General features: G+C 57.9%; 16 protein-coding genes. 10 read left to right on the forward strand and 6 right to left on the reverse strand.

All coding sequences use genetic code 11. From position 1 onward, the window contains the following. Positions 1-168: 168 nt before the first annotated feature. Together I6L41_RS11290 and tkt are read right to left on the reverse strand one after the other, a co-directional pair. Positions 169-1545: a hypothetical protein gene (locus tag I6L41_RS11290; protein ID WP_139460051.1), complete on the reverse strand. Its 1377-nt coding sequence runs from the start codon at positions 1543-1545 to the stop codon at positions 169-171. A gap of 158 nt (positions 1546-1703) precedes the next feature. Next, positions 1704-3695: a transketolase gene (gene tkt, locus I6L41_RS11295; RefSeq protein ID WP_149153405.1), complete on the reverse strand. Its 1992-nt coding sequence runs from the start codon at positions 3693-3695 to the stop codon at positions 1704-1706. Positions 3696-4044: 349 nt separating this feature from the next. On the opposite strand from tkt, the gene metK reads away from it, so the two are divergent. From metK to ruvX, 7 genes are all read left to right on the forward strand, one after another. Further along, a complete protein-coding gene (gene metK / locus I6L41_RS11300; protein ID WP_005343827.1) occupies positions 4045-5196 on the forward strand; it encodes a methionine adenosyltransferase in 1152 nt (383 codons plus the stop codon). Between the two features lie 68 nt (positions 5197-5264). After that, positions 5265-5792 (forward strand): SprT family zinc-dependent metalloprotease, encoded by a 528-nt coding sequence (locus I6L41_RS11305; RefSeq protein WP_216958919.1) that lies wholly within the window; start codon positions 5265-5267, stop codon positions 5790-5792. Between the two features lie 73 nt (positions 5793-5865). Further along, positions 5866-6570 (forward strand): endonuclease, encoded by a 705-nt coding sequence (locus I6L41_RS11310; protein WP_216958922.1) that lies wholly within the window; start codon positions 5866-5868, stop codon positions 6568-6570. 127 nt (positions 6571-6697) lie between these two features. After that, the gene (gene rsmE / locus I6L41_RS11315) at positions 6698-7429 is read left to right on the forward strand and encodes a 16S rRNA (uracil(1498)-N(3))-methyltransferase (protein ID WP_019445235.1); all 732 of its coding nucleotides are present in this window, start codon (positions 6698-6700) and stop codon (positions 7427-7429) included. A 114-nt stretch (positions 7430-7543) separates the two neighbouring features. After that, entirely contained in the window at positions 7544-8494 is a 951-nt protein-coding gene (gene gshB, locus I6L41_RS11320) for a glutathione synthase (RefSeq protein ID WP_216958927.1), read from the forward strand. A 201-nt stretch (positions 8495-8695) separates the two neighbouring features. Continuing rightward, positions 8696-9250: a YqgE/AlgH family protein gene (locus I6L41_RS11325; RefSeq protein WP_005349793.1), complete on the forward strand. Its 555-nt coding sequence runs from the start codon at positions 8696-8698 to the stop codon at positions 9248-9250. 43 nt (positions 9251-9293) lie between these two features. Continuing rightward, positions 9294-9716 (forward strand): Holliday junction resolvase RuvX, encoded by a 423-nt coding sequence (gene ruvX, locus I6L41_RS11330; protein WP_005343821.1) that lies wholly within the window; start codon positions 9294-9296, stop codon positions 9714-9716. Positions 9717-9776: 60 nt separating this feature from the next. Here ruvX and dtpB read toward each other — a convergent pair whose 3' ends face one another. The 3 genes from dtpB to I6L41_RS11345 form a co-directional block, all read right to left on the reverse strand. Beyond that, the gene (gene dtpB, locus I6L41_RS11335) at positions 9777-11282 is read right to left on the reverse strand and encodes a dipeptide/tripeptide permease DtpB (protein ID WP_216958930.1); all 1506 of its coding nucleotides are present in this window, start codon (positions 11280-11282) and stop codon (positions 9777-9779) included. Positions 11283-11992: 710 nt separating this feature from the next. After that, positions 11993-12955 carry an HTH-type transcriptional regulator YidZ gene (yidZ, locus tag I6L41_RS11340; protein WP_179903310.1) on the reverse strand — a complete coding sequence of 321 codons (963 nt, stop codon included), beginning with the start codon at positions 12953-12955 and terminating at the stop codon, positions 11993-11995. 18 nt (positions 12956-12973) lie between these two features. Then, a complete protein-coding gene (locus tag I6L41_RS11345) occupies positions 12974-14146 on the reverse strand; it encodes an MFS transporter (RefSeq protein ID WP_216958933.1) in 1173 nt (390 codons plus the stop codon). A 365-nt stretch (positions 14147-14511) separates the two neighbouring features. Between I6L41_RS11345 and I6L41_RS11350 the strand changes: the two genes are divergently transcribed. From I6L41_RS11350 to I6L41_RS11360, 3 genes are read left to right on the forward strand one after another with little or no spacing between them, the layout of a single operon-like run. Further along, positions 14512-15432 carry a MoxR family ATPase gene (locus I6L41_RS11350; RefSeq protein WP_216963944.1) on the forward strand — a complete coding sequence of 307 codons (921 nt, stop codon included), beginning with the start codon at positions 14512-14514 and terminating at the stop codon, positions 15430-15432. Further along, a complete protein-coding gene (locus I6L41_RS11355) occupies positions 15432-16427 on the forward strand; it encodes a DUF58 domain-containing protein (protein ID WP_216958938.1) in 996 nt (331 codons plus the stop codon). Before I6L41_RS11350 ends, I6L41_RS11355 begins: the two co-directional genes overlap by 1 nt. Next, positions 16414-18429: a DUF3488 and transglutaminase-like domain-containing protein gene (locus I6L41_RS11360; RefSeq protein WP_216958941.1), complete on the forward strand. Its 2016-nt coding sequence runs from the start codon at positions 16414-16416 to the stop codon at positions 18427-18429. Before I6L41_RS11355 ends, I6L41_RS11360 begins: the two co-directional genes overlap by 14 nt. A gap of 62 nt (positions 18430-18491) precedes the next feature. On the opposite strand, the gene I6L41_RS11365 is transcribed toward I6L41_RS11360, so the two are convergent. After that, complete coding sequence (locus tag I6L41_RS11365) at positions 18492-19922, reverse strand: sodium:alanine symporter family protein (protein WP_128815675.1); 1431 nt, start codon at positions 19920-19922, stop codon at positions 18492-18494. Between the last annotated feature and the right edge of the window lie 590 nt (positions 19923-20512).

The raw sequence follows: 20512 nt of genomic DNA on the forward strand, positions 1-20512 counted from the left end.
GTGGATCAGGCCGAGGTGGATGCGGTGATATCCAACGCGGAAAGTACCCCGCCGCAGGCGTAAGGGTTGCAATAAATAAAAAGAGACCGGCTAAATGCCGGTCTCTTTTTAGGTAACAGGAAGGGGTATTATTTTTATGGCATCGTCTTAAAGAACGCGAACGTCCGATTACGCTTCGCTAATCGAACCTGCGAGCTCTGTCTCATCAGTATGAAACATTCTTCTTATGAAGAACCGAAAGTAACTTTGTGAAGTTAGATAGTCAACTCCAAGATATGGCATGTCACCATGAATGGGATGTTCAGTAAGGCCATAAAAATGAGATGCTTTATAATCAAGATCTGTTACATCTTCATATAACCGCCTTAACAAGCCTGTTGGTCTTACAAGAAAGTTATGACAGTAAACATCCTCTAGAAGAGACCATTGATATTCTTCCCAATCTAAAAAGCCTTGATCAATATCTCCTTTTTTCCCATCTGTTGTCTGAGTGACCGCTTCAACCACACTCCGACCTATTATAGATAGCTGAGAGCTCCACACCGCATATAAATCAAACATTGTATCTTCATTATCATCGCGTGGAACTCCTTTTTTAATTAAGTCACAAATATTTGGCAAATAATTTAGTGGCGCAGGAATCTCACTTGGTTTAATTTTTATATTATCGACCAAGTACTGTGCACTTGCAGCCGCATAAGGATTCAACCCAACTAATACGAGGGAGTTGGTGTATGGGAATTTTTCAGACAGCTCTGACCAAAGTTGAGAGCAATATACAAAACCATGAATCCCTGATTCTTCCATTTTCTGAGCGGCAATTGTCGATATACTATTGAATTGCTCTCTTAATTCCGCAGAGGGATTTTCTCCCTTAGGAGCATCCCAACGTTCTTCATCGTACTCCCAGACAATCTTACAAACACTAAAGTTATCTTCTTTAAAAATAACATGACTGAACGTTGCTAACTCATTATCTGTCGGAATCCATAACTTCAGCCTCAAAGAGGTTATATTACTTGGATCGTCAAAATAGGGGATCAGAGCAACTATTTTTCGATTATCAAATGTTAATGTTTGAATGACAGCATCTCGCGCGATACGAGTTTCCATCGGTGATATCAAAATATAAACACTATCTTCTCTACTCATAGCAGGAAATAATGTTGTTAGATGGTTTGAATATGCAAGCAACTCAGTAAATGCTTGTCTTTCAGTCTGTTCACTTTTCTTTAGCTCTATAATTCCCACCCCAGTATCGCCAGGGAATGTAGCTAAAAAATCAGCTCTAATTGTTGAGTTTGATTGCTGTTCTAAAGGAACTTCACACCCAATTAATTTAATGCTGTATAGTTTGGCATGAAACTCCTCCAGTTTTTTATTAATTCTATTTCTTATTAAATTCTGTGCTGAAACATTTGATAAGTCATCTTCAAATTTAAAAATATCTAGACCTACAGGTTCATCTAAAAACGAGTCAAAGCTCTCTCGATTACTCCAAATATAATCTTGTATTTCTCTTTCGGTAAAAGATATTTTTCCCATGTCGCTCCTTGTTTGTAACTTATTAAAGTTTAACTTTTCGCATTACTTATAACCTATCAATATTATTTACTTATATCCATAAATGATATTTATAAATTTCAATAAAAAAACGCCTCCCAAGGGAGGCGCTTTTCAATTCAGTTCCAAGCAATCAGCTATTACAGGGATTCAGCGGTCGCAACCACGTTTTCCACGGTAAAGCCGAATTCCTTGAACAGCAGCTCGGCCGGTGCGGACTCACCAAAGGTGGTCATACCGATGATCTTGCCGCCGAAACCGACGTACTTGTACCAGTAGTCAGCGATGCCGGCTTCGATGGCCACACGCTTGGTGACGGAGGCCGGCAGGACTGACTCTTTGTACTCGGCAGACTGGGCGTCGAACACGTCGGTAGACGGCAGAGAGACCACGCGTACGGCACGGCCCTTGGCAGTCAGCTGCTCATAGGCGGCAACGGCCAGTTCCACTTCGGAACCGGTGGCGATCAGGATCAGCTCCGGAGTACCGGCGCAATCCTTCAGCACGTAGCCCCCCTTGGCGGTATCAGCCAGCTGCTGGGCGGTACGGTCCATCTGGGCCAGGTTCTGACGAGAGAAGATCAGAGAGGTCGGGCCGTCGGTACGCTCGATGGCGTGTTTCCAGGCGATGGCAGATTCAACCTGGTCACACGGACGCCAGGTGCTCATGTTCGGGGTCAGACGCAGGGAGGCAATCTGCTCAACCGGCTGGTGAGTCGGGCCATCTTCACCCAGACCGATGGAGTCGTGGGTGTAAACGAAGATGGCGCGCTGCTTCATCAGGGCGGCCATGCGCAGGGCGTTGCGAGCGTACTCCATAAACATCAGGAAGGTAGCGCCGTAGGGGATGAAACCACCGTGCAGAGCGATACCGTTCATGATGGCGGACATGCCGAACTCGCGTACACCGTAGTGGATGTAGTTGCCGGAGGCATCGTCGTTGGTCAGGGACTTGGAGCCGGACCACATGGTCAGGTTGGACGGAGCCAGGTCGGCAGAGCCGCCCATGAACTCCGGCAGCAGCTTGCCGAACGCTTCCAGAGAGTTCTGGGACGCTTTACGGGTCGCGATCTTGGCCGGGTTGGCTTGCAGGGTTTCGATGATCTTGGCGGATTCAGCAGCCCAGTTGGCCGGCAGTTCGCCAGCGGTGCGACGCTTGAATTCGGCAGCCAGAGTCGGGTGAGCGGCTTCATAGGCAGCGAACTTGGCAGCCCAGTCGGCTTCCAGTGCAGCGCCCTTCTCCTGAGCGTTCCACTCGGCAGCGATATCAGCCGGGATAACGAACGGCGCGTGGTCCCACTTCAGGAAGGCGCGAGCAGCGGCGATCTCGTCGTTGCCGAGCGGTGAGCCGTGGCAGTCGTGAGAACCGGATTTGTTCGGAGAACCGTAACCGATGATGGTGCGGCAGCAGATCAGAGTCGGCTTGCCGGTCTCGGCCTTGGCGGCTTCGATGGCGGCATTGATGGCTTCCGGGCTGTGACCGTCAACAGCCGGGATAACGTGCCAACCGTAAGCTTCGAAGCGCTTGACGGTGTCGTCGGTGAACCAGCCTTCTACGTGACCGTCGATGGAGATACCGTTGTCATCCCAGAACGCGATCAGTTTGCCCAGTTGCAGGGTACCTGCCAGGGAGCACGCTTCGTGGGAGATACCTTCCATCAGGCAGCCGTCGCCCATAAAGGCATAGGTGTAGTGGTCAACGATGTCGTGGCCCGGCTGGTTGAACTGCTCAGCCATGGCTTTCTCGGCGATCGCCATACCAACGGCGTTGGTGATGCCCTGACCCAGCGGGCCTGTGGTGGTTTCAACGCCCGGTGCATAGCCGTACTCCGGGTGACCCGGGGTGCGAGAGTGCAGTTGGCGGAAGTTTTTCAGATCGTCGATGGAGAGGTCATAACCGGAGAGGTGCAGCAGGGAGTACAGCAGCATGGAGCCGTGGCCGTTGGAGAGAATGAAACGGTCGCGGTCGGCCCACTTGGGGTTGTTCGGGTTATGTCTGAGGTGGCTACGCCACAGCACTTCGGCGATATCCGCCATTCCCATGGGGGCGCCCGGGTGACCGGAGTTGGCTTTTTGAACGGCATCCATACTCAATGCACGAATGGCATTGGCAAGCTCTTTACGAGAAGGCATCTGAATCTCCTGCGATTGCTTCATTTGATGGCCAAGATTAAGGCGCGTTATTGTCCCAGCAGGGCGCGCGGCGTGCAAATATTATCTGGATGAATAAAGTGGCTTTGGGAGGACAATCGCTTTTCTTGCTCTCTATTGACCAAAGCAACCAGAGAAAAACGTTTGATTTCCATCCCTTTCGGGATAGGAGAGCACCGCTTGTGACCCATTGGACACTGCGCGACAAAATAGTGCTGGCAATCACGGGGGGCGCTAATTAAAATAGACGTCCAGATGTAGATACCTCTACACCATCCCATTCATCCGGTTATTGCTGTGGCGATAACCCAGACAAGCTGAGACTCTTATCATGGCAAAGCTGTTTACTTCCGAGTCGGTCTCCGAAGGCCATCCCGACAAGATTGCGGACCAGATCTCCGATGCGGTACTGGACGCCATCCTCAAGCAAGATACCAAGGCCCGTGTCGCCTGCGAGACCCTGGTCAAGACCGGTATGGTCATGGTGGCCGGCGAAGTAACCACCTCTGCCTGGGTTGATATCGAAGAGATCGTGCGTGATACCGTACGTGAAATCGGCTACACCCACTCCGACATGGGCTTCGATGCTGACTCCTGCGCCGTGCTGAACGCCATCGGCAAGCAGTCCCCGGACATCAACCAGGGTGTTGACCGCAGCGATCCGCTGGAGCAGGGCGCGGGCGACCAGGGCCTGATGTTCGGCTACGCCACCAACGAAACCGACGTGCTGATGCCGGCCCCCATCACCTACTCTCACCTGCTGGTGAAGCGTCAGGCTGAAGTGCGCAAGAACGGCACCCTGCCGTGGCTGCGTCCGGATGCCAAGAGCCAGCTGACCTTTGCCTACGACGACGCAGGCAAGATCATCGGTGTGGATGCCGTTGTACTGTCTACCCAGCACGCTGAATCCATCAGCCACAAGGATCTGGTTGAAGCGGTACGCGAAGAGATCATCAAGCCGGTGCTGCCGGCCGAGTGGGTCAACAAGGACACCAAATACTTCATCAACCCGACCGGCCGTTTCGTTATCGGCGGCCCGATGGGTGACTGCGGTCTGACCGGTCGCAAGATCATCGTCGACACCTACGGCGGCATGGCCCGTCACGGTGGTGGCGCCTTCTCCGGTAAGGATCCGTCCAAGGTTGACCGCTCCGCTGCTTACGCCGCCCGCTACGTTGCCAAAAACATCGTTGCTGCCGGTCTGGCCGATCGCTGTGAAATCCAGATCTCCTACGCCATCGGTGTGGCCGAGCCGACCTCTATCAGCGTGGAAACTTTCGGTACCGCCAAAGTCGCCGAAGATCTGCTGGTCAAGCTGGTACGCGAGCACTTCGAACTGCGCCCGTATGGCCTGATCGAAATGCTGGATCTGAAGCGCCCGATCTACCAGGCCACTGCCGCCTACGGTCACTTCGGTCGCGACGAGTTCCCGTGGGAGCAGACCGACAAGGCCGAACTGCTGCGTTCTGCCGCTGGCCTGTAAGGCTCGCTGTTGTGATAAAAGGGGAGCCTGGCTCCCCTTTTGCTTATCCGCCATTTGACGAGATGTTGATGTCTGCCACTCCTTCCCAGCTTGTCGCCCTGCTGCAACAACGCGTAGAAGCCTGCTTTGTGCAGGCCGAGGCGCGCCTTGGCCGCACCTTCCCCCGCCCGCGGATCTACTGCAATATGCGGGGCCGGGCGGCGGGATCGGCGCGGCTGCAAACTTGGGAGCTGCGCTTCAACCCTGCCCTCTATCAGGCCAACCAGCAGGCGTTTCTGGATGAGGTGGTGCCCCACGAGGTGGCCCATCTGCTGGTCTATGCCCTGTGGGGGGAAGGACGCGGCAAAAACAGGGTCTTACCCCACGGCAAGCAGTGGCAGTCGGTGATGCGGGAAGTGTTCGGCCTTGAGCCCAGAACCACCCACAGCTTCGATCTGGCGGTACTGGCCCAGCGCACCATCCCCTATCGCTGCCTCTGCCAGCAGCATCAGCTGTCGGTACGCCGCCACAACAAGGTGGTGCGCGGCGAAGCCCGCTATCACTGCCGCCGCTGCAAGCAGCCGCTGGAGCGGGAACGGCCGGAGCCCGAACAGTAAGCCAGCCGGTGTCGCGCTCTTGTGGTAGGGTGCCCGCCATCGTTCTTCTATCATCCCGTTTGCAAGGAATCCCATGCGTTTCATCTCCTCCCTCGCCCTGACCCTGCTGGCCGGTTTGCCGCTACTCAGCACGCCTCTACACGCCCAGACCTTTCGCGAAGCCAAACAGGATCTGGTGAAGCTCTATCGCAGCCAGCCTGCGGTCACCACCTTCTACTGCGGCTGCGACATCGACTATCAGGGCAAGAAAATGAGCCCGGATCTCGCCAGTTGCGGCTATGAGCCGCGCAAGCAGGCCAAGCGCGCCGCCCGCATCGAGTGGGAACACGTGGTCCCGGCCTGGGAGTTCGGCCACCAGCTGCAGTGCTGGCAGGATGGCGGTCGCAAGAACTGCGAAAAAGCGAGCCCCGAGTTCAACAAGATGGAGGGGGACATGCACAACCTCTTCCCCGCCATCGGCGAGGTGAACGGCGATCGGGCCAACTACCGCTTCTCAGACTGGAACGGCAAGCCGGATCAGTACGGTCAGTGCCAGATGCTAGTGGATTTCAAGGATCGTCGGGTGCAGCCGCCCAAGGGGCCGGTACGGGGCCAGATCGCCCGCGCCTACCTCTACATGAGCCATCAGTATGGGCTGCGTCTGGCAGCGCAACAGCGTAAACTGTTCGAAGCCTGGGATCGCCAGTACCCGGCAGAGGGCTGGGAGTGCGAGCGCAACCGCCGCATCGGCAAGCTGCAGGGCAATACCAATCCCTTTATTGAAAAGCAGTGCCAATAACCCCATGTGACCAGGGAGGGGATCGCCCCTCCTAATCATGAAACTCTTTCCTTCTGCCGCGTGAGCCTTGCTCACCGCCTCGCAGCAGGATATGAAGGGTTTCCAAGCAAGAGACTGACAAGCAGCCATGCGCATTCCACGTATCTATGAACCGGCCACCCTGCAAGTTGGCCAGACCATCGCCCTGTCGGAAGACGGCGCCAACCATATCGGCCGGGTACTGCGCATGCAGCCGGGCCAGCAGCTCGAGTTGTTCAACGGCGATGGCAATCAATATCCCGCCACCATCGCCAGCGTCGGCAAGAAGTCGGTGGAAGTGACCATCGACCGCTGCGATGCCCAATCGGTGGAGTCACCGTTGGCCATCCATCTGGGTCAGGTGATCAGCCGTGGCGACAAGATGGACTTCACCATCCAGAAATCGGTGGAGCTGGGCGTCACCTGCATCACCCCGCTCTTCTCCGAGCGCTGTGGCGTCAAGCTGCCGGCCGATCGACTGGAGAAGAAGCGCGAGCAGTGGCAGAAGGTGGTGATCAGCGCCTGCGAACAGTGCGGCCGCAACGTGGTGCCCGAAGTGCGTATGCCGATGGAGCTGGATGCCTGGCTGGCGGAAGAGACCAAAGAGCTCAAGCTCAACCTGCACCCGCGCGCCGAGTACAGCATCAACACCCTGCCCGTTCCCGAGCACGGCGTGCGCCTGCTGATTGGCCCGGAAGGGGGATTGTCGAGCGACGAGATCGCCCGTACCGTGCAGGAAGATTTCAAAGAGATGCTGCTGGGGCCGCGGGTGCTGCGCACCGAAACCGCCGCCCTGACTGCGATTACTGCGCTGCAGTGCCGCTTTGGCGATCTAGCTTGATACTATCGGCCGCATCAATCAGCCCCATGGCTGCATCGACGCAGCCTCAAGCGGACGATTACGCTGCGCTAATCGACCCTACAACCCTATCGAGCCATTAAAAAGGAACAGCGGATGACCATTAAACTCGGCATCGTGATGGACCCCATCTCGGCCATCAACATCAAGAAAGATTCCAGCTTTGCCATGCTCGAAGAGGCGCAAAAGCGCGGCTATGAGCTCTTCTATCTGGAGATGAAGGATCTCTACATGGAAGCCGGTCGCGCCTTTGGCACCATGCGCCCGCTCACCGTCAAATATGACTATGCCGACTGGTACACCCTGGGCGAGGTGGTGGATCAGCCCCTCTCCAACCTCGATGTGATCCTGATGCGCAAGGATCCGCCGTTCGACACCGAATTTATCTATGCCACCTACATGCTGGAGCGGGCCGAGGATGAGGGTTGCCTTATCGTCAACAAGCCGCAGAGCCTGCGCGACGCCAACGAGAAGCTCTACACGGCCTGGTTTGCCGAGCATACCCCGACCACGCTGGTGACACGCCGCGCCGACAAGCTGCGCGCCTTCCACGCGAAGCATAAGGACGTGATCCTCAAGCCGCTGGACGGCATGGGCGGCGCCTCCATCTTCCGCATGAAGGAAGATGACGCCAACGTCGGCGTGATTATCGAAACCCTGACCGCCCACGGCAGCCAGTACTGCATGGCGCAGACCTATCTGCCCGCCATCAAGGAGGGCGACAAGCGGGTACTGGTAGTGGACGGTGAACCGGTTCCCTACTGCCTCGCCCGTATTCCGGCGCAGGGCGAAACCCGTGGCAATCTGGCGGCCGGTGGCCGTGGTGAAGCGCGTCCCCTGAGCGAAGCGGACTGGGCCATCGCTCGCGCAGTGGGCCCTACTCTGAAAGAGAAAGGCCTTATCTTCGTCGGCCTCGACATCATCGGCGATCGCCTGACCGAGATTAACGTCACCAGCCCGACCTGCATTCGCGAGATTGAAGCAACCTTCGACGTGCACATCACCGGTATGCTGATGGATGCCATCGAGCGTCGGCTGGGCAAATAATCGCCAGGCAGGCTAAGCCGGCCTGTTCAGGGGTAACCGCCACTGACAAGCCCGGAAACAGAGAGGGTGGCCCGGCGCCACCCCCTCTGTTTCAAGACAATCCGGAAAGGGGCGGGATCTCGCCCAGCCCAAAAAGCGGTTTTTCCCATGGGGATCAACTGCCATAATTGACCTCAAATACCTTTGCACTATTTGGCCTCTATGCAAACACTGCAAAATCACTTCCTGCTTGCCATGCCAAGCCTGACGGATCCCTACTTCGAGCGCTCGCTGGTCTATCTGTGCGAGCACAACGAAGAGGGCGCCATGGGACTGGTCGTCAACATTCCGGTCGAGATGTCGCTGGAAACCATGCTGACCCAGCTCCAGCTCAATCCGCCCAACAACCCGGAGCTCAAGCAGCCGGTGCTGCAAGGGGGGCCGGTTCACGCCGATCGCGGCTTCGTGCTGCACAGCTTCCGCCCCGGTTTCAACTCCACCCTGCAGGTGGGGGATGAGATGATGGTGACCACCTCCAAGGATATTCTGGAAACCCTGGGTACGAGCGAAGCCCCTGCCCATTGGCTGGTGGCCCTTGGCTATGCCGGCTGGAGCGCCGGGCAGCTGGAGCAGGAGCTGGTGGACGGCGCCTGGCTGGTGATCCCCCCCAATCCGGCTCTGGTGTTCAAGACCCCCATTCACAAACGTTGGCAGCAAGCTGCCGCCAGCATAGGGGTGAACCCGGTTCACCTCTCCAGCGACATCGGCCACAGCTGATCGGCTGGCCCGCTCCGCTCTCTATTTCAAGGATTTATCAGTTATGTCATCACGCAGCATCATGGGCTTTGACTATGGCACCAAGAGCATTGGCGTCGCCATCGGTCAGGAGCTGACTGGCACAGCCCAGCCTCTGCGCGCCCTCAAGGCCAACGACGGCATCCCCAACTGGGACGAGATTGAGAAGCTGCTCAAGGAGTGGCAACCGGACCTGCTAGTGGTCGGTCTGCCGCTGAACATGGATGGCACCGATCAGGAGATCACGGTACGGGCCCGCAAATTCGGCAACCGGCTGCATGGCCGCTTCGGCAAACCGGTGGAGTTCAAGGATGAGCGACTCACCACCACAGATGCCCGCGCCCGGCTGTTTGAGCGAGGCGGCTATCGCGCGCTGGAAAAAGGCAGTGTGGACGGGGTATCGGCGCAGCTGATCGTCGAAGCCTGGATGGAAGAGCAGTACAACTAAGCCATCAACAGCAAGGCAAGGGTCGCAGCCCTTGCCTTGTCTCGCACTATCCTCCCCTCATTACGCCTGTGATTGTCCCGCCACCAGCCCCTCGGCCTCTGTCGGCGTCGCATTCATCATCCGGTTGAGCCAGGGCACCATCAGCCCCATCACCACCGCAATCAGCAGGGTCGCCATCCCGATCTTGCCAAACACGCCGGTGTAAATCGGCAAGGTCTGCAGCGGATCCGTCATCCCTTGCGGCACGGCGGTAAAAGTCGCCACATAGCCACCCAGCAGGGACGCCATCGCTTGAGTCAGGAACCACATTCCGAGAATGAAGCCCATCAGGCGTTGTGGCACCAGCGCGGCGACCATCGCCAGTCCCAGGGCACTGATCATCAGCTCGCCCAGACTCTGGAACAGGTAGATAAGCACCATAAACCAGGGGGAGGTAAGCCCCTGCTCATCGGCAAACCACCAGCCGGATGCTGCCGCCGTCAGAAAGCCCAGCGAGCAGAAGAACATCCCGAGAGTGAACTTGAGCGGCATGGTGAGATCCCGCCCCTTGCTGCCCATTCGGGTATAGATCATCGCGAGTACCGGGCTACCCACCACCACCCAGAAGGGGTTGAGCGCCTGGAAGCTGACCGGGTTGACGCTCATGCCCAGCATTTCGTGGTGCATGTTGTTGATGGCAAAGAAGTTCAGAGACGTCGGCATCTGGGCATACAGCACATAGAAGAGCACCGCCTCCAGCATCAGCACGAAGGCCACATACATCTTGTTGCGGCCCACGGTATCGAGCCTGAACGCCTCGCGAAAGAAGAAGATCACCACGGCGATGGTCACCGTCATCAGCACCATGTTGGCGATCACCACGTGGTGCATCAGCCAGGCGCAGAAGAAGACCATGGCTACCGAACCCAATATAACCAGCAGCAGCTTGCTGTAATTAAGTGGCAGGTGATCCGGCTCGGAGCCAATATCCTTGACCATATTGCGACAGGCAAAGAAGGTGAGCAGCGCAATAATCAGCCCCACCCCGCACAGGTTATAGGTCACTGTATAGCCGTAGTGATCGGCAATCACCGGCGCGAGCGAGAGGGAAATAAGGGAGCCGATATTGATCGACATATAGAACAGGGTAAACGCCCCATCCAGCCGCGGATCTTTTGGCTGGTAGCATTTTGACAGCAGGCTGGCCGGATTGGCCTTGAACAGGCAGTTACCGACCGCGATGGTGCCCAGCGCATAGAAAATCAGGTCGGGATTGTAGATCGACAGGCCGGTCATAAAATAACCGACCACCAGCACTACGGCCCCCAGCACCATGGTGCGCTTGGTCCCGAGTACATGGTCACCGACATAGCCACCGACCGAGATCAGACCATATACCAGCGCCGAGAAGGCACCGAAAGTAATAAAGGATTGCTCTTGGGAAAATCCCAGTTGTTGCACAAAGAAAACCGCCAATATCCCCTGCACGCCGTAATAACCGAAGCGCTCCCAGAGTTCGACGAAAAATATCATAAAGAAGGGTTTGGGTTGTTGTAACAACCCGGTCGGTGCTGTTGCTGGACGCATATCAACCTGCCTTTGCTGAGATTTATTTTTATTAATCTGGTGGTGGCTACCGCACTATTTTTTTGCCCGCCATTGCCATAACGGGGAGCACAGTCAGCCTGCCAATCTGGCTATTTTCGGGTGCACGGGCCCCGTTCGATGAAAGGTGTTTTTCATCTAGCCGGTTTCAATTACGGGTTATCGGGGGATGGTGAGTGGCGTCTCCCAGTACAGTTACCGGCTCCGGGTTCTACCTTTGCTGCATCCCTTCACTCAAGCCGGTTTATCAACCTTGATGCTTATTCCCCTCTGCTCCATCACTCATGGCTGGTGGCCAGATAGCCGGGGCATGACACGGCCACAGACGACCTGTGGGGCTGGCTCACGCCGCGCTCTACTGGCAGTCACCTACGCAGGCGCTATCTAACCCCGCCATTCCAAGGGGAGTCATGCTATATCACTGCAAATACAGGAACTTAATGGTCGATCACACTTTAAAAGTGACCATCAGTGAAGTTTTCTAATGAAACAACATGAATTTTTTTCGTGAAAAGAGCTTCCCTCGAGACGTGCAACCAAGGCCAATATGTGCATAAAGAGAGTTGAATGGCACACATTTTGAACCCGATCTCGGCACTTAAGTCGTGCAAAAGCCCACTCATCCGGGCGATACGACAACAAAAGCCGGAGCAGATGGCTCCGGCTCATCGATAGGCACCGTCACGGCCACATTAGCGTGGCGATTCGTCGTTGTAGAGTCGCCGGATCTCGTTGCGCAGCCACATCACCTTGGCATCCTGATTGTGCCGCTTGTGCCACAGCAGGATGAAGGCGATCTCCAGCTGGGCGTAGAGCTTCTCGGGTAACGGCAGCGGCATGGCGATCAGATTGTCGTGATGCCGACTGGCATACCCCCCGCAGTAGGAGGGGGCCACCGCAATCAGCTCGTGGCTCGACTGGGAGGCAATATGCAGCGCCTGCTCGAAGCTGGAGACCATGATGGGCACCTCCCGCTTCAGCCCCTCGTCCTCCAGCAGACTGTCGAGAGCCCAGGTATCGTTCGCTTCCCACACCATGCTGATCTGGGGGCAGGCCAGAAAGTTCTCCAGCGACCACTTCTGCTGGAGCAAGGGGTGATCCTTGCGCAGGAACACCACTGGGCGATCGGTGAACAGCACCTCATGATCGATGTAATAAGGCAAGCGGTTGACCTTGGCCAGAGAGCGGCCATGGGTCTCGCGGGCACAAAAGCCGAGATCTGCATCGCCATTGACGATGTCGTTGAGGGAGTGGTGATCCCACCCCAGCATCCTGACCACCGAGTTGGGGTACTTCTGGTAGATGGTCATGGGCAGATCGCTCAGGAAGCTGATGTAGAAGGGGGACTCCATCACCAGGGTGAAGCGGGCACCATCGGGGATCGCCTCGCTATTGAGCGAGGTGATGCTGTCAGTGAGCTGGAACCAGACCTTCAGCTCCTCCTCCAGGGTCAGGGAGAGGTTGGTGGGCTGCAACCCCTGCCGTACCCGTACAAACAGGGGATCGTCAAACCACTCCCGCAATTTGGCCAAAGACTTGCTCACCGCCGACGGAGTGACACAGAGCTTTTTCGCCGCCCCTGCCACACTGCGCTCCTGCATCAGGTACTTGAATACCACCAGCAGGTTCAAATCGAGTTCACCCAGATTGCGCATATCCCCTCTCATCTTCCATCAGCCCTGCGACCGCGCTTCACGAAGCGCGAGCCATGGTAACAGCCCTTTGACAGCCAGGTAACTGAGCAGTGCCAGCAGCAGAGCGCAGATCAGCATCTCGGACGGAGTAAAGCCGAGCTGGCCAAGCAACCAGATATAGAGGCCGGAGAGGCTGATCTGCATGATGCAGAGCACCGCGCTGGCGAACGCCACATTGTGTTGACAACCATCGAGCGCCTCCCCCATCGCCACCCCGAAGCCACAGGAGAAGCCGACACAGACCAGTGCAAATCCCGGCAGCAGCAGATGGATATCGCCCCCCGTCTGCCAGCTGCCGAACAGTGAGCACGCCGCCAGCAGATAGCAGAGATGAGACACCGCCAGCACTTTCTGTTTGCCCAACCAGCGCAACAGCAGGGGCGTCAGGAAGGAGGTGGACATACTCACGCCGGCCATCACCATCATCACGATGGAGTACTGCTCGGTAGTGAAGCCAAACTCCTTCATCAGGATCAACGGCGAGACGCTGACATAGACCAGAATAGAGGTCACGCTGGCACTGGTCAGCAGGGATAGCAACATAAAGCGCGGGGAGCGCAGCAGGGCAAAGGGCAGCGCAGCACCACTGTCCGGTTGCCGAGCCGGACGGGTCTCCTTGAGCAGAAGCAGGTTGACCAGACCGCTGACGGCCGCCACCAGCGCCATCGCCATGAAGATCCCGCGCCAGTCAAAATGGGACAGGATGAGGTAACCGAGCACCGGCGCCAGCACCGGGATCACGCAGATCACCCCGTTAATCATCGAGAGCGCCATCGCCAACCGCTCCTGACTCAGCACATCCCGCAGCACGGTAAAGGTCATGATATAGAGCGCCCCCGCCCCGACTCCCTGCCAGAAACGGCCGAAATAGAACTGGCCAATCCCCTCCGCATGGCCTGCCACCAGCGAGGCAAGGACAAAAATCAGCGCGCCCCCGAGCACCACCCAGCGCCGCCCGTAGCGATCGGCAATCATCCCCCCCAGCAGCACGGTGGCCGCCATACCGAACAGATAGATAGAGAAGGCGGTGTGGATCTGCGCCTCGCTAGCCTGCAGGGTATCGGCAATCTGGGGCACGGCGACCAGATAGAGATCGATCCCGACCGGATAGAGAATGATCATCAGAAAAGTGCACAACAGGAATACAGGCATGGATGCTCCATAACAGATTGGCGTGCTGATACCTGCCAGATCACAGCGACAGGCGAACAGTGGCGGGGCCAAGGTGATGACAAAGGTAGCAACACAGCGCGTCGCAATGGGGGCAACTATATGGGTGCCCACCGCCCTCACCTAGTGAAGAGATGGCGATCGGTACATTCCAATCAGGAAATATTGTATTGAGCTGCGTGCCTGGGCGGCCATACTGAATCGACCAGAGGCCGTAATAAACCGGGTCACCTCCCGCTCATAGCCATCCCTGCGCTGCACTTTACCGCCCGTCTGTTATCTGCCTTGGCCCTTGCTGGCGTATAAGCTGTAGGTGCGACGCAATACAGGGAATGTGTATGAAGGGAATGAAAAGAGAAGAGCAGATTGCCGGGCTGCTGGCGGCACTGGAGCAAGTCATTCTGGGCAAGCCGCTGCAACTGAAAATCGCGCTTGTGGCCCTACTGGCGCGCGGTCATCTGCTGATCGAGGATCTGCCCGGCATGGGCAAAACCACCCTGGCCCACGCGCTGGCGCAGGTGCTGGGGCTGGCATGCAGGCGCATGCAGTTCACCGCCGATCTGCTCCCCGCCGACCTGCTGGGGCTGCAGATTTTTGACCCCCAGCAACAAACATTTCGCTTTCACCCCGGCCCCATATTCACCCAAGTGCTGCTAGCAGACGAGATCAACCGCGCCAGCCCCAAAGTACAAAGCGCCCTGCTGGAGGCGATGGCAGAGGGCAAGGTGAGCATCGAGGGCCACACGCACCCACTCCCCGATCCATTTTTCGTCATCGCCACCCAGAATCCGGCGGATCAGGCGGGCACCTATCCGCTGCCGGAGTCCCAGCTCGACCGCTTCGCCGTGCGACTCTCGCTGGGTTTTCCGCCGCGAGAGGCGGAGCGCCAGCTACTGCGGGGCCACCAACCGACTGGCCCATTGCCCGCCATGCTGGATGCTGCCGGACTCGCCACCTTGCAAAGCGAAGGGGATGCCATCCATGTTTCGGATGCCACCCTCGACTACCTGCTGGCACTGGTGCACCAGAGCCGCTTTGATGGGGATCTGCCACAGCCCCTCTCCCCCCGGGCAGCCCAGACCTTGCTGGCGGTGAGCCGGGCCTGGGCGCTGGTGGCGGGGCGGCGCTTTGTCACGGTGGAGGATGTGCAGGCAGTCTTCCCCTATGTGGCCGAGCATCGGCTGCGGGGCAGCTTTGGCGTACAGCACGGCGAAGCCTATCCCCATAGCCAGCGATTGCTGGCCCGGGTCGATCCGGACAATCCCTGATGAGCAAATTGCTTGACCGCTTGCAGCAGTGGCGAGCCCGCTGGCAACGACGCTGGCTCGACCGCCGCATTCCCCCGGCCCGCCAGATCACGCTGGGTACCCGCAGCCTCTTTATCCTCCCCACCCGCATGGGGCTGCTCTATCTGCTGGTGCTGCTCGCCATCTATCTGCTAGGCACCAACTACCAGAACAATCTGGTACTGCTGCTGGCCTACTGCCTCGGCAGCCTGTTTATGGCAGCCATGTGGCTCACCCACCGCAATCTGCTGGGGCTGGAGCTGCTGGGTGGCCCGCTGATGCTCGGGGAAGCGGGTAGCCAGCTTCCTATCCGTATCTTGGTGCAGAGCCCGCGCCCGGTGCAGGCACTTCACTTTAGCCTCAACGAAGGCACCCTCTGGCTAGCACAGGCCGACGCTGTGCCCAGCTCAGTTATCCTGCCTGTATCGGGCTCGCGCCGCGGGCCACTGCCCCTTGGTCGATTGCGGGTCGAGAGCCGCTACCCCCTCGGTCTGTTTCGCTGCTGGTCCCTGCTGGACTTGCAACTGGAGGGCTGGCTCGCCCCCAAACCGGCGTTCGGGGCGCTAAGAGGGGAACATGCGACCGAAAGCAAGGGGCATCAGGGCCAGCCCGCTCCGGCCACTCTCGGTGACTTTGATACCCTGCGGACACATCAGGCCGGTGAGCCACTGAGCCGGGTCGCCTGGAAGCAACTTGCCCAAGGGCGCGGCCTGCTGACCAAGCAGTTCCATGAACCACCGCTGGATGACACTCACCTCACCTTGCAGCGGGTCGCGGGCGGGGATCTGGAGCAGCGGCTGGCGGTGCTGGCCTGGTGGTGCGCCGATTACGGCAAGCGGGGCATCCCCTTTACCCTGACACTGTCAAACCAGACACTGGGGCCCGATAGCGGCGCCGCCTTTGTGCAGCGCTGCCTGCTGGCACTGGCCCAATTCGATGCCACACCACCGAAGAGCACGCCAGATGCTGCTCGATAACCGCCGCCTGTTGCCACTCATCATCCTGCAACAGCAGCTGCTGGTCGCGGCGCTCTGGCCCCAGTTGCAACTCTGGGTAGTGGCAGTGGGCGCCATCACTCTCGGCGTCCGGGCCATGATGCTGTGGCGCGGCTTGCCGCCCCTGCCTGCCCGCTGGTTGGCGCTGCTGGCCATCACAACCGTGGTGTTGCTGGGGTTGCAGTGGCGCACATTGGGCACCCTGCCCGCCCTGATCAATCTGCTCTGGCTCGGCTATAGCCTCAAGATGATCGAGGTACGGCGCGAGCGGGATATCGAGCAGGTGCTGCTGCTCGCCTTCTTCCTCATCGCGCTGGCGCTGGTACAACGCCAAAGCATCGGCTGGACAGCCGGGATGGCAGTGGCACTCTGGCTGGCAGTGACCGCGCTGGTGACCGCCGTCGTCCCCGAGCAGAAACGGCCTTGGCGCAGTGCGGGGAGCGCCCTGCTGCTGGCGCTGCCCTTGCTTATCACCCTGTTTATACTACTGCCAAGGCTGCCGCCCCTCTGGCAGATGCCCACCACCAGCCGTGCCCTGTCCGGCCTCTCGGAAGAGCTGGCCCCCGGCGATATCAGCGAACTGGTCAACTCCTCGGAACTGGCGTTTCGGGTCACCTTTGCCGATGGCCCGCCCCCTGTCCGCGAGCGCTATTTTCCGGTGATGCGCCAAGAAGTTTTCGATGGTCAGCGCTGGTTGCTGAGCCCCGAGGTCAAAGCATGGCAGCAGACAGTGCCGGTGCAGACCGGGCTGACCCTTCTGGCATCATCTTCACGGGCAAGCAATCAGCTGGCAGATAGTCCATTACCCGCCGGGAGCTACGAGGTGATCGCCGAGCCCCAGCGCCACCGCTGGGCCTTTGCCCAAAGTGAACCGACTATTCTGACTGGACCAGTGCTGCTCACCCCCATTCACACCCTCTATCGGCAGGGGAGCGGCGAGGTGGCGATCCGCTATCGCATTGGCCGCGGCGACGCGCAGCCAGAGGACGACAGCCAAGCCGCCCAGCGCAACCTGCAACTGCCAGCCGGGGGCAACCCGAGAGCACGAGCCTATGGCCAAGGGCTGGCGGCACGCTATCCGGATCGCAGCGCGCTGGTCGCCGCCCTGCTCGAACAGTTTCGCAGCCAATCCTATTACTACACCCTGACCCCACCACAACTTGACCGTGACGGAGTGGATGAGTTCCTGTTCGATACCAAGCAGGGCTTTTGCGGCCACTACGCCATGGCGACCGCTTTCGTACTGCGCACCGCCGGTATTCCGGCACGGCTGGTCACCGGTTATCTCGGCGGCGAGTGGAATCCCAGAGGCAACTATCTGGCGGTACACCAGTTCGATGCTCACGCCTGGGTAGAGTATCTCGATGAAGATGGATCATGGCGGCGAATCGACCCCACGGCGGCAGTGGCACCGGAGCGTATTGAAGGCGGCGTGAGGGAGGCGCTGAACGACGAGTTTACCGCTGCCGACCCCCTCGCTTTGCAGCGTTATCGCAACTGGGCCCTGCTCAATCAACTGCGCTGGTGGGGCAACAATATCGACTACCAGTGGAGTCGCTGGGTGATTGATTACGATGCGGGTCAGCTCTGGCAACAAATCGGCCTGCGCTGGCCCGCACTGGCGGGACACACTCCCTGGTTAATCCTCGCCAGCCTGATGCTGGTCGCCCTGCTGGTGAGCCTGCCCCTGCTGTTGCCCGCCCGCCTGCCGCCAGAGCGGCGCATCTGGCAACCCCTGCTCAAACGGGGTAAACGCAGTGGTTACCTACCCCAGCCCGCCGAAAGCATGGGGGCATGGTGCGAGCGGCTGGCACGGCAGCGTACCGACCTTGCCCATCCCCTGCTAAAGAGTGCATGGCTCTATCGCCGCTGGCGTTATGCCCCCCTCAGCGAACGGCAACAAGGGCGCTGCTGGCGCCAGTTGCGACAGCGTATCAGGCAACTCGTTCGGCGCTGGGATCAACAGCCAACGAGTGCGCCATAAAAGAAGGGGGAGCCACCGGCTCCCCCTTCAGGTTTTAATCAAGAGGTCTGACTCACCGCTTGTTACTTTTTGGTCGGATTGTCCCAGATCCCCTCTTCCAGCTGGGAACGGATCTCGGGGTATTTGTTGGCATCGAAGGTGGGCACCTTGCCCAGCCGGAGCTGGTCGTTGTAATCCTTGGCCAGCTTGATGGCGACGCTGGAGAGCAGCAGGATCGCCACCAGGTTGACGATGGCCATCAGTCCCATAGAGACATCCGCCATCGCCCACACAATCGGCAACTCACCCACGGCACCGAACATCACCATCCCCAGCACGAACACCCGGAACAGCATCAGGCCGCCCTTGTGGTTGTGCTCGAGGAACACCAGATTGGTCTCGGCATAGGAGTAGTTCGCCACGATAGAGGTGAAGGCGAAGAAGAAGATGGCCGCCGCAATGAAGATGTTACCACCGCTGCCAATCTGGGAGGAGAGCGCCCGCTGGGTCAGCTCGACACCGGTCACGCCGGATCCCGGCTCAAACTGACCTGACATCAGGATGATGGCGGCGGTACAGCTGCAGATGACGATGGTGTCCATAAAAACCCCCAACATCTGCACATAACCCTGGGAGGCCGGATGCGGCGGATAGGGAGTGGCAGTCGCCGCAGCGTTGGGCGCAGAGCCCATGCCCGCTTCGTTGGAGAAGAGACCGCGCTTGATACCGTTGATCATCGCTTGGGAGATGGCATAACCGAGCGCACCCGAGCCTGCCTGCTCAATCCCGAAGGCGGACTTGATGATCAGCATGAGGACATGAGGCAACTCGGTGATGTTCATCGCCACGATCACCAGCGCCAGCAGGATATATGCCAGTGCCATAAAGGGCACCACCAGCTCGGCAAAACGGGCAATGCCACGAATGCCGCCGAAGATAATCAGGCCGGAGAGCGCCACCAGCGCCAGACCGCTGACCCAGTCAGGAATGCCAAACGCCACCTTCATCGCCAAACTGATGGAGTTGGCCTGCACCGCGTTGAACACCAGACCAAACGCCAGGATCAGGCAGAGCGAGAAGACCACCCCCATCCAGCGCATGCCAAGGCCTTTCTCCATGTAGTAGGCCGGGCCACCACGGTAGTTGCCATCCTCATCCTTGACCTTGTAGAGCTGGGCCAGGGTGCTTTCGACGAAGGCGGTCGCCATGCCGATAAAGGCAATCAGCCACATCCAGAAGATGGCGCCGGGGCCACCCAGATAGATGGCGACAGCCACACCGGCCAGGTTACCGGTGCCGACACGGGCGGCAAGGCTGGTACAGAGGGCCTGGAAGGAGGAGATGCCCGCGTTGTCCGATTTACGGCTGTTTTTCAGCACGGAAAACATGTGACCAAAGTGACGGATCTGGATAAAACCCAGGCGGAAGGTGAAAAAGATACCGACCCCGATGAGCAGGTAGATGAGCACGGCTCCCCACATCAGGTCGTTTAGCATCGCAATCAAGGTGTCCATAATTCTCTCGTTGTTATTCACATCCATGGCCAGTCTGCGCTGACCGTTTTCTGTCTGTCGTTTAATTAGCGTTTCGCTAAAGGGGCGGAATCTAGCACAGCGGGAGAGCCCGGAATAGTGATCCCGGTCACGCGAGACACAAAAAACGAACGGTAAAAGCCCATAAAGCTCCATTTAAATCGCAAACTTTCAACAAACTCAATAATTCAATCAGACAGGCCACCATTAAGCCCCATAAGAGAACCATTTTGATATATCCCTGATGAGCTATCCGAAAACGCAAACGCTTGCATGAAATGGCTTTCAGACGGCGACATTTCGCCAAACGTTTTCGCTGTAATTAAATTTCAAGTACGTAGCGAGATAATTTATGTGATCGACGACACAAATATGGATATTGGCTAAAAAAGTTCAGCTGAAAGCAAACCGGAGCGAGGTCGAAGGTAAATGTAAAAAACCTTACTAATCATATAGTTTCACGCCATAAAACGGGATAACTCAACAGCCTGAATGTTTAACAACCAAGCGCCCCTATTGCAGGATGCAGCACATCAGTATTAATTAGGCAGGCAATGACGATGGGCCGCCCC

This window comes from Aeromonas sp. FDAARGOS 1411 (assembly GCF_019047125.1).
Lineage (GTDB): Bacteria > Pseudomonadota > Gammaproteobacteria > Enterobacterales > Aeromonadaceae > Aeromonas > Aeromonas veronii.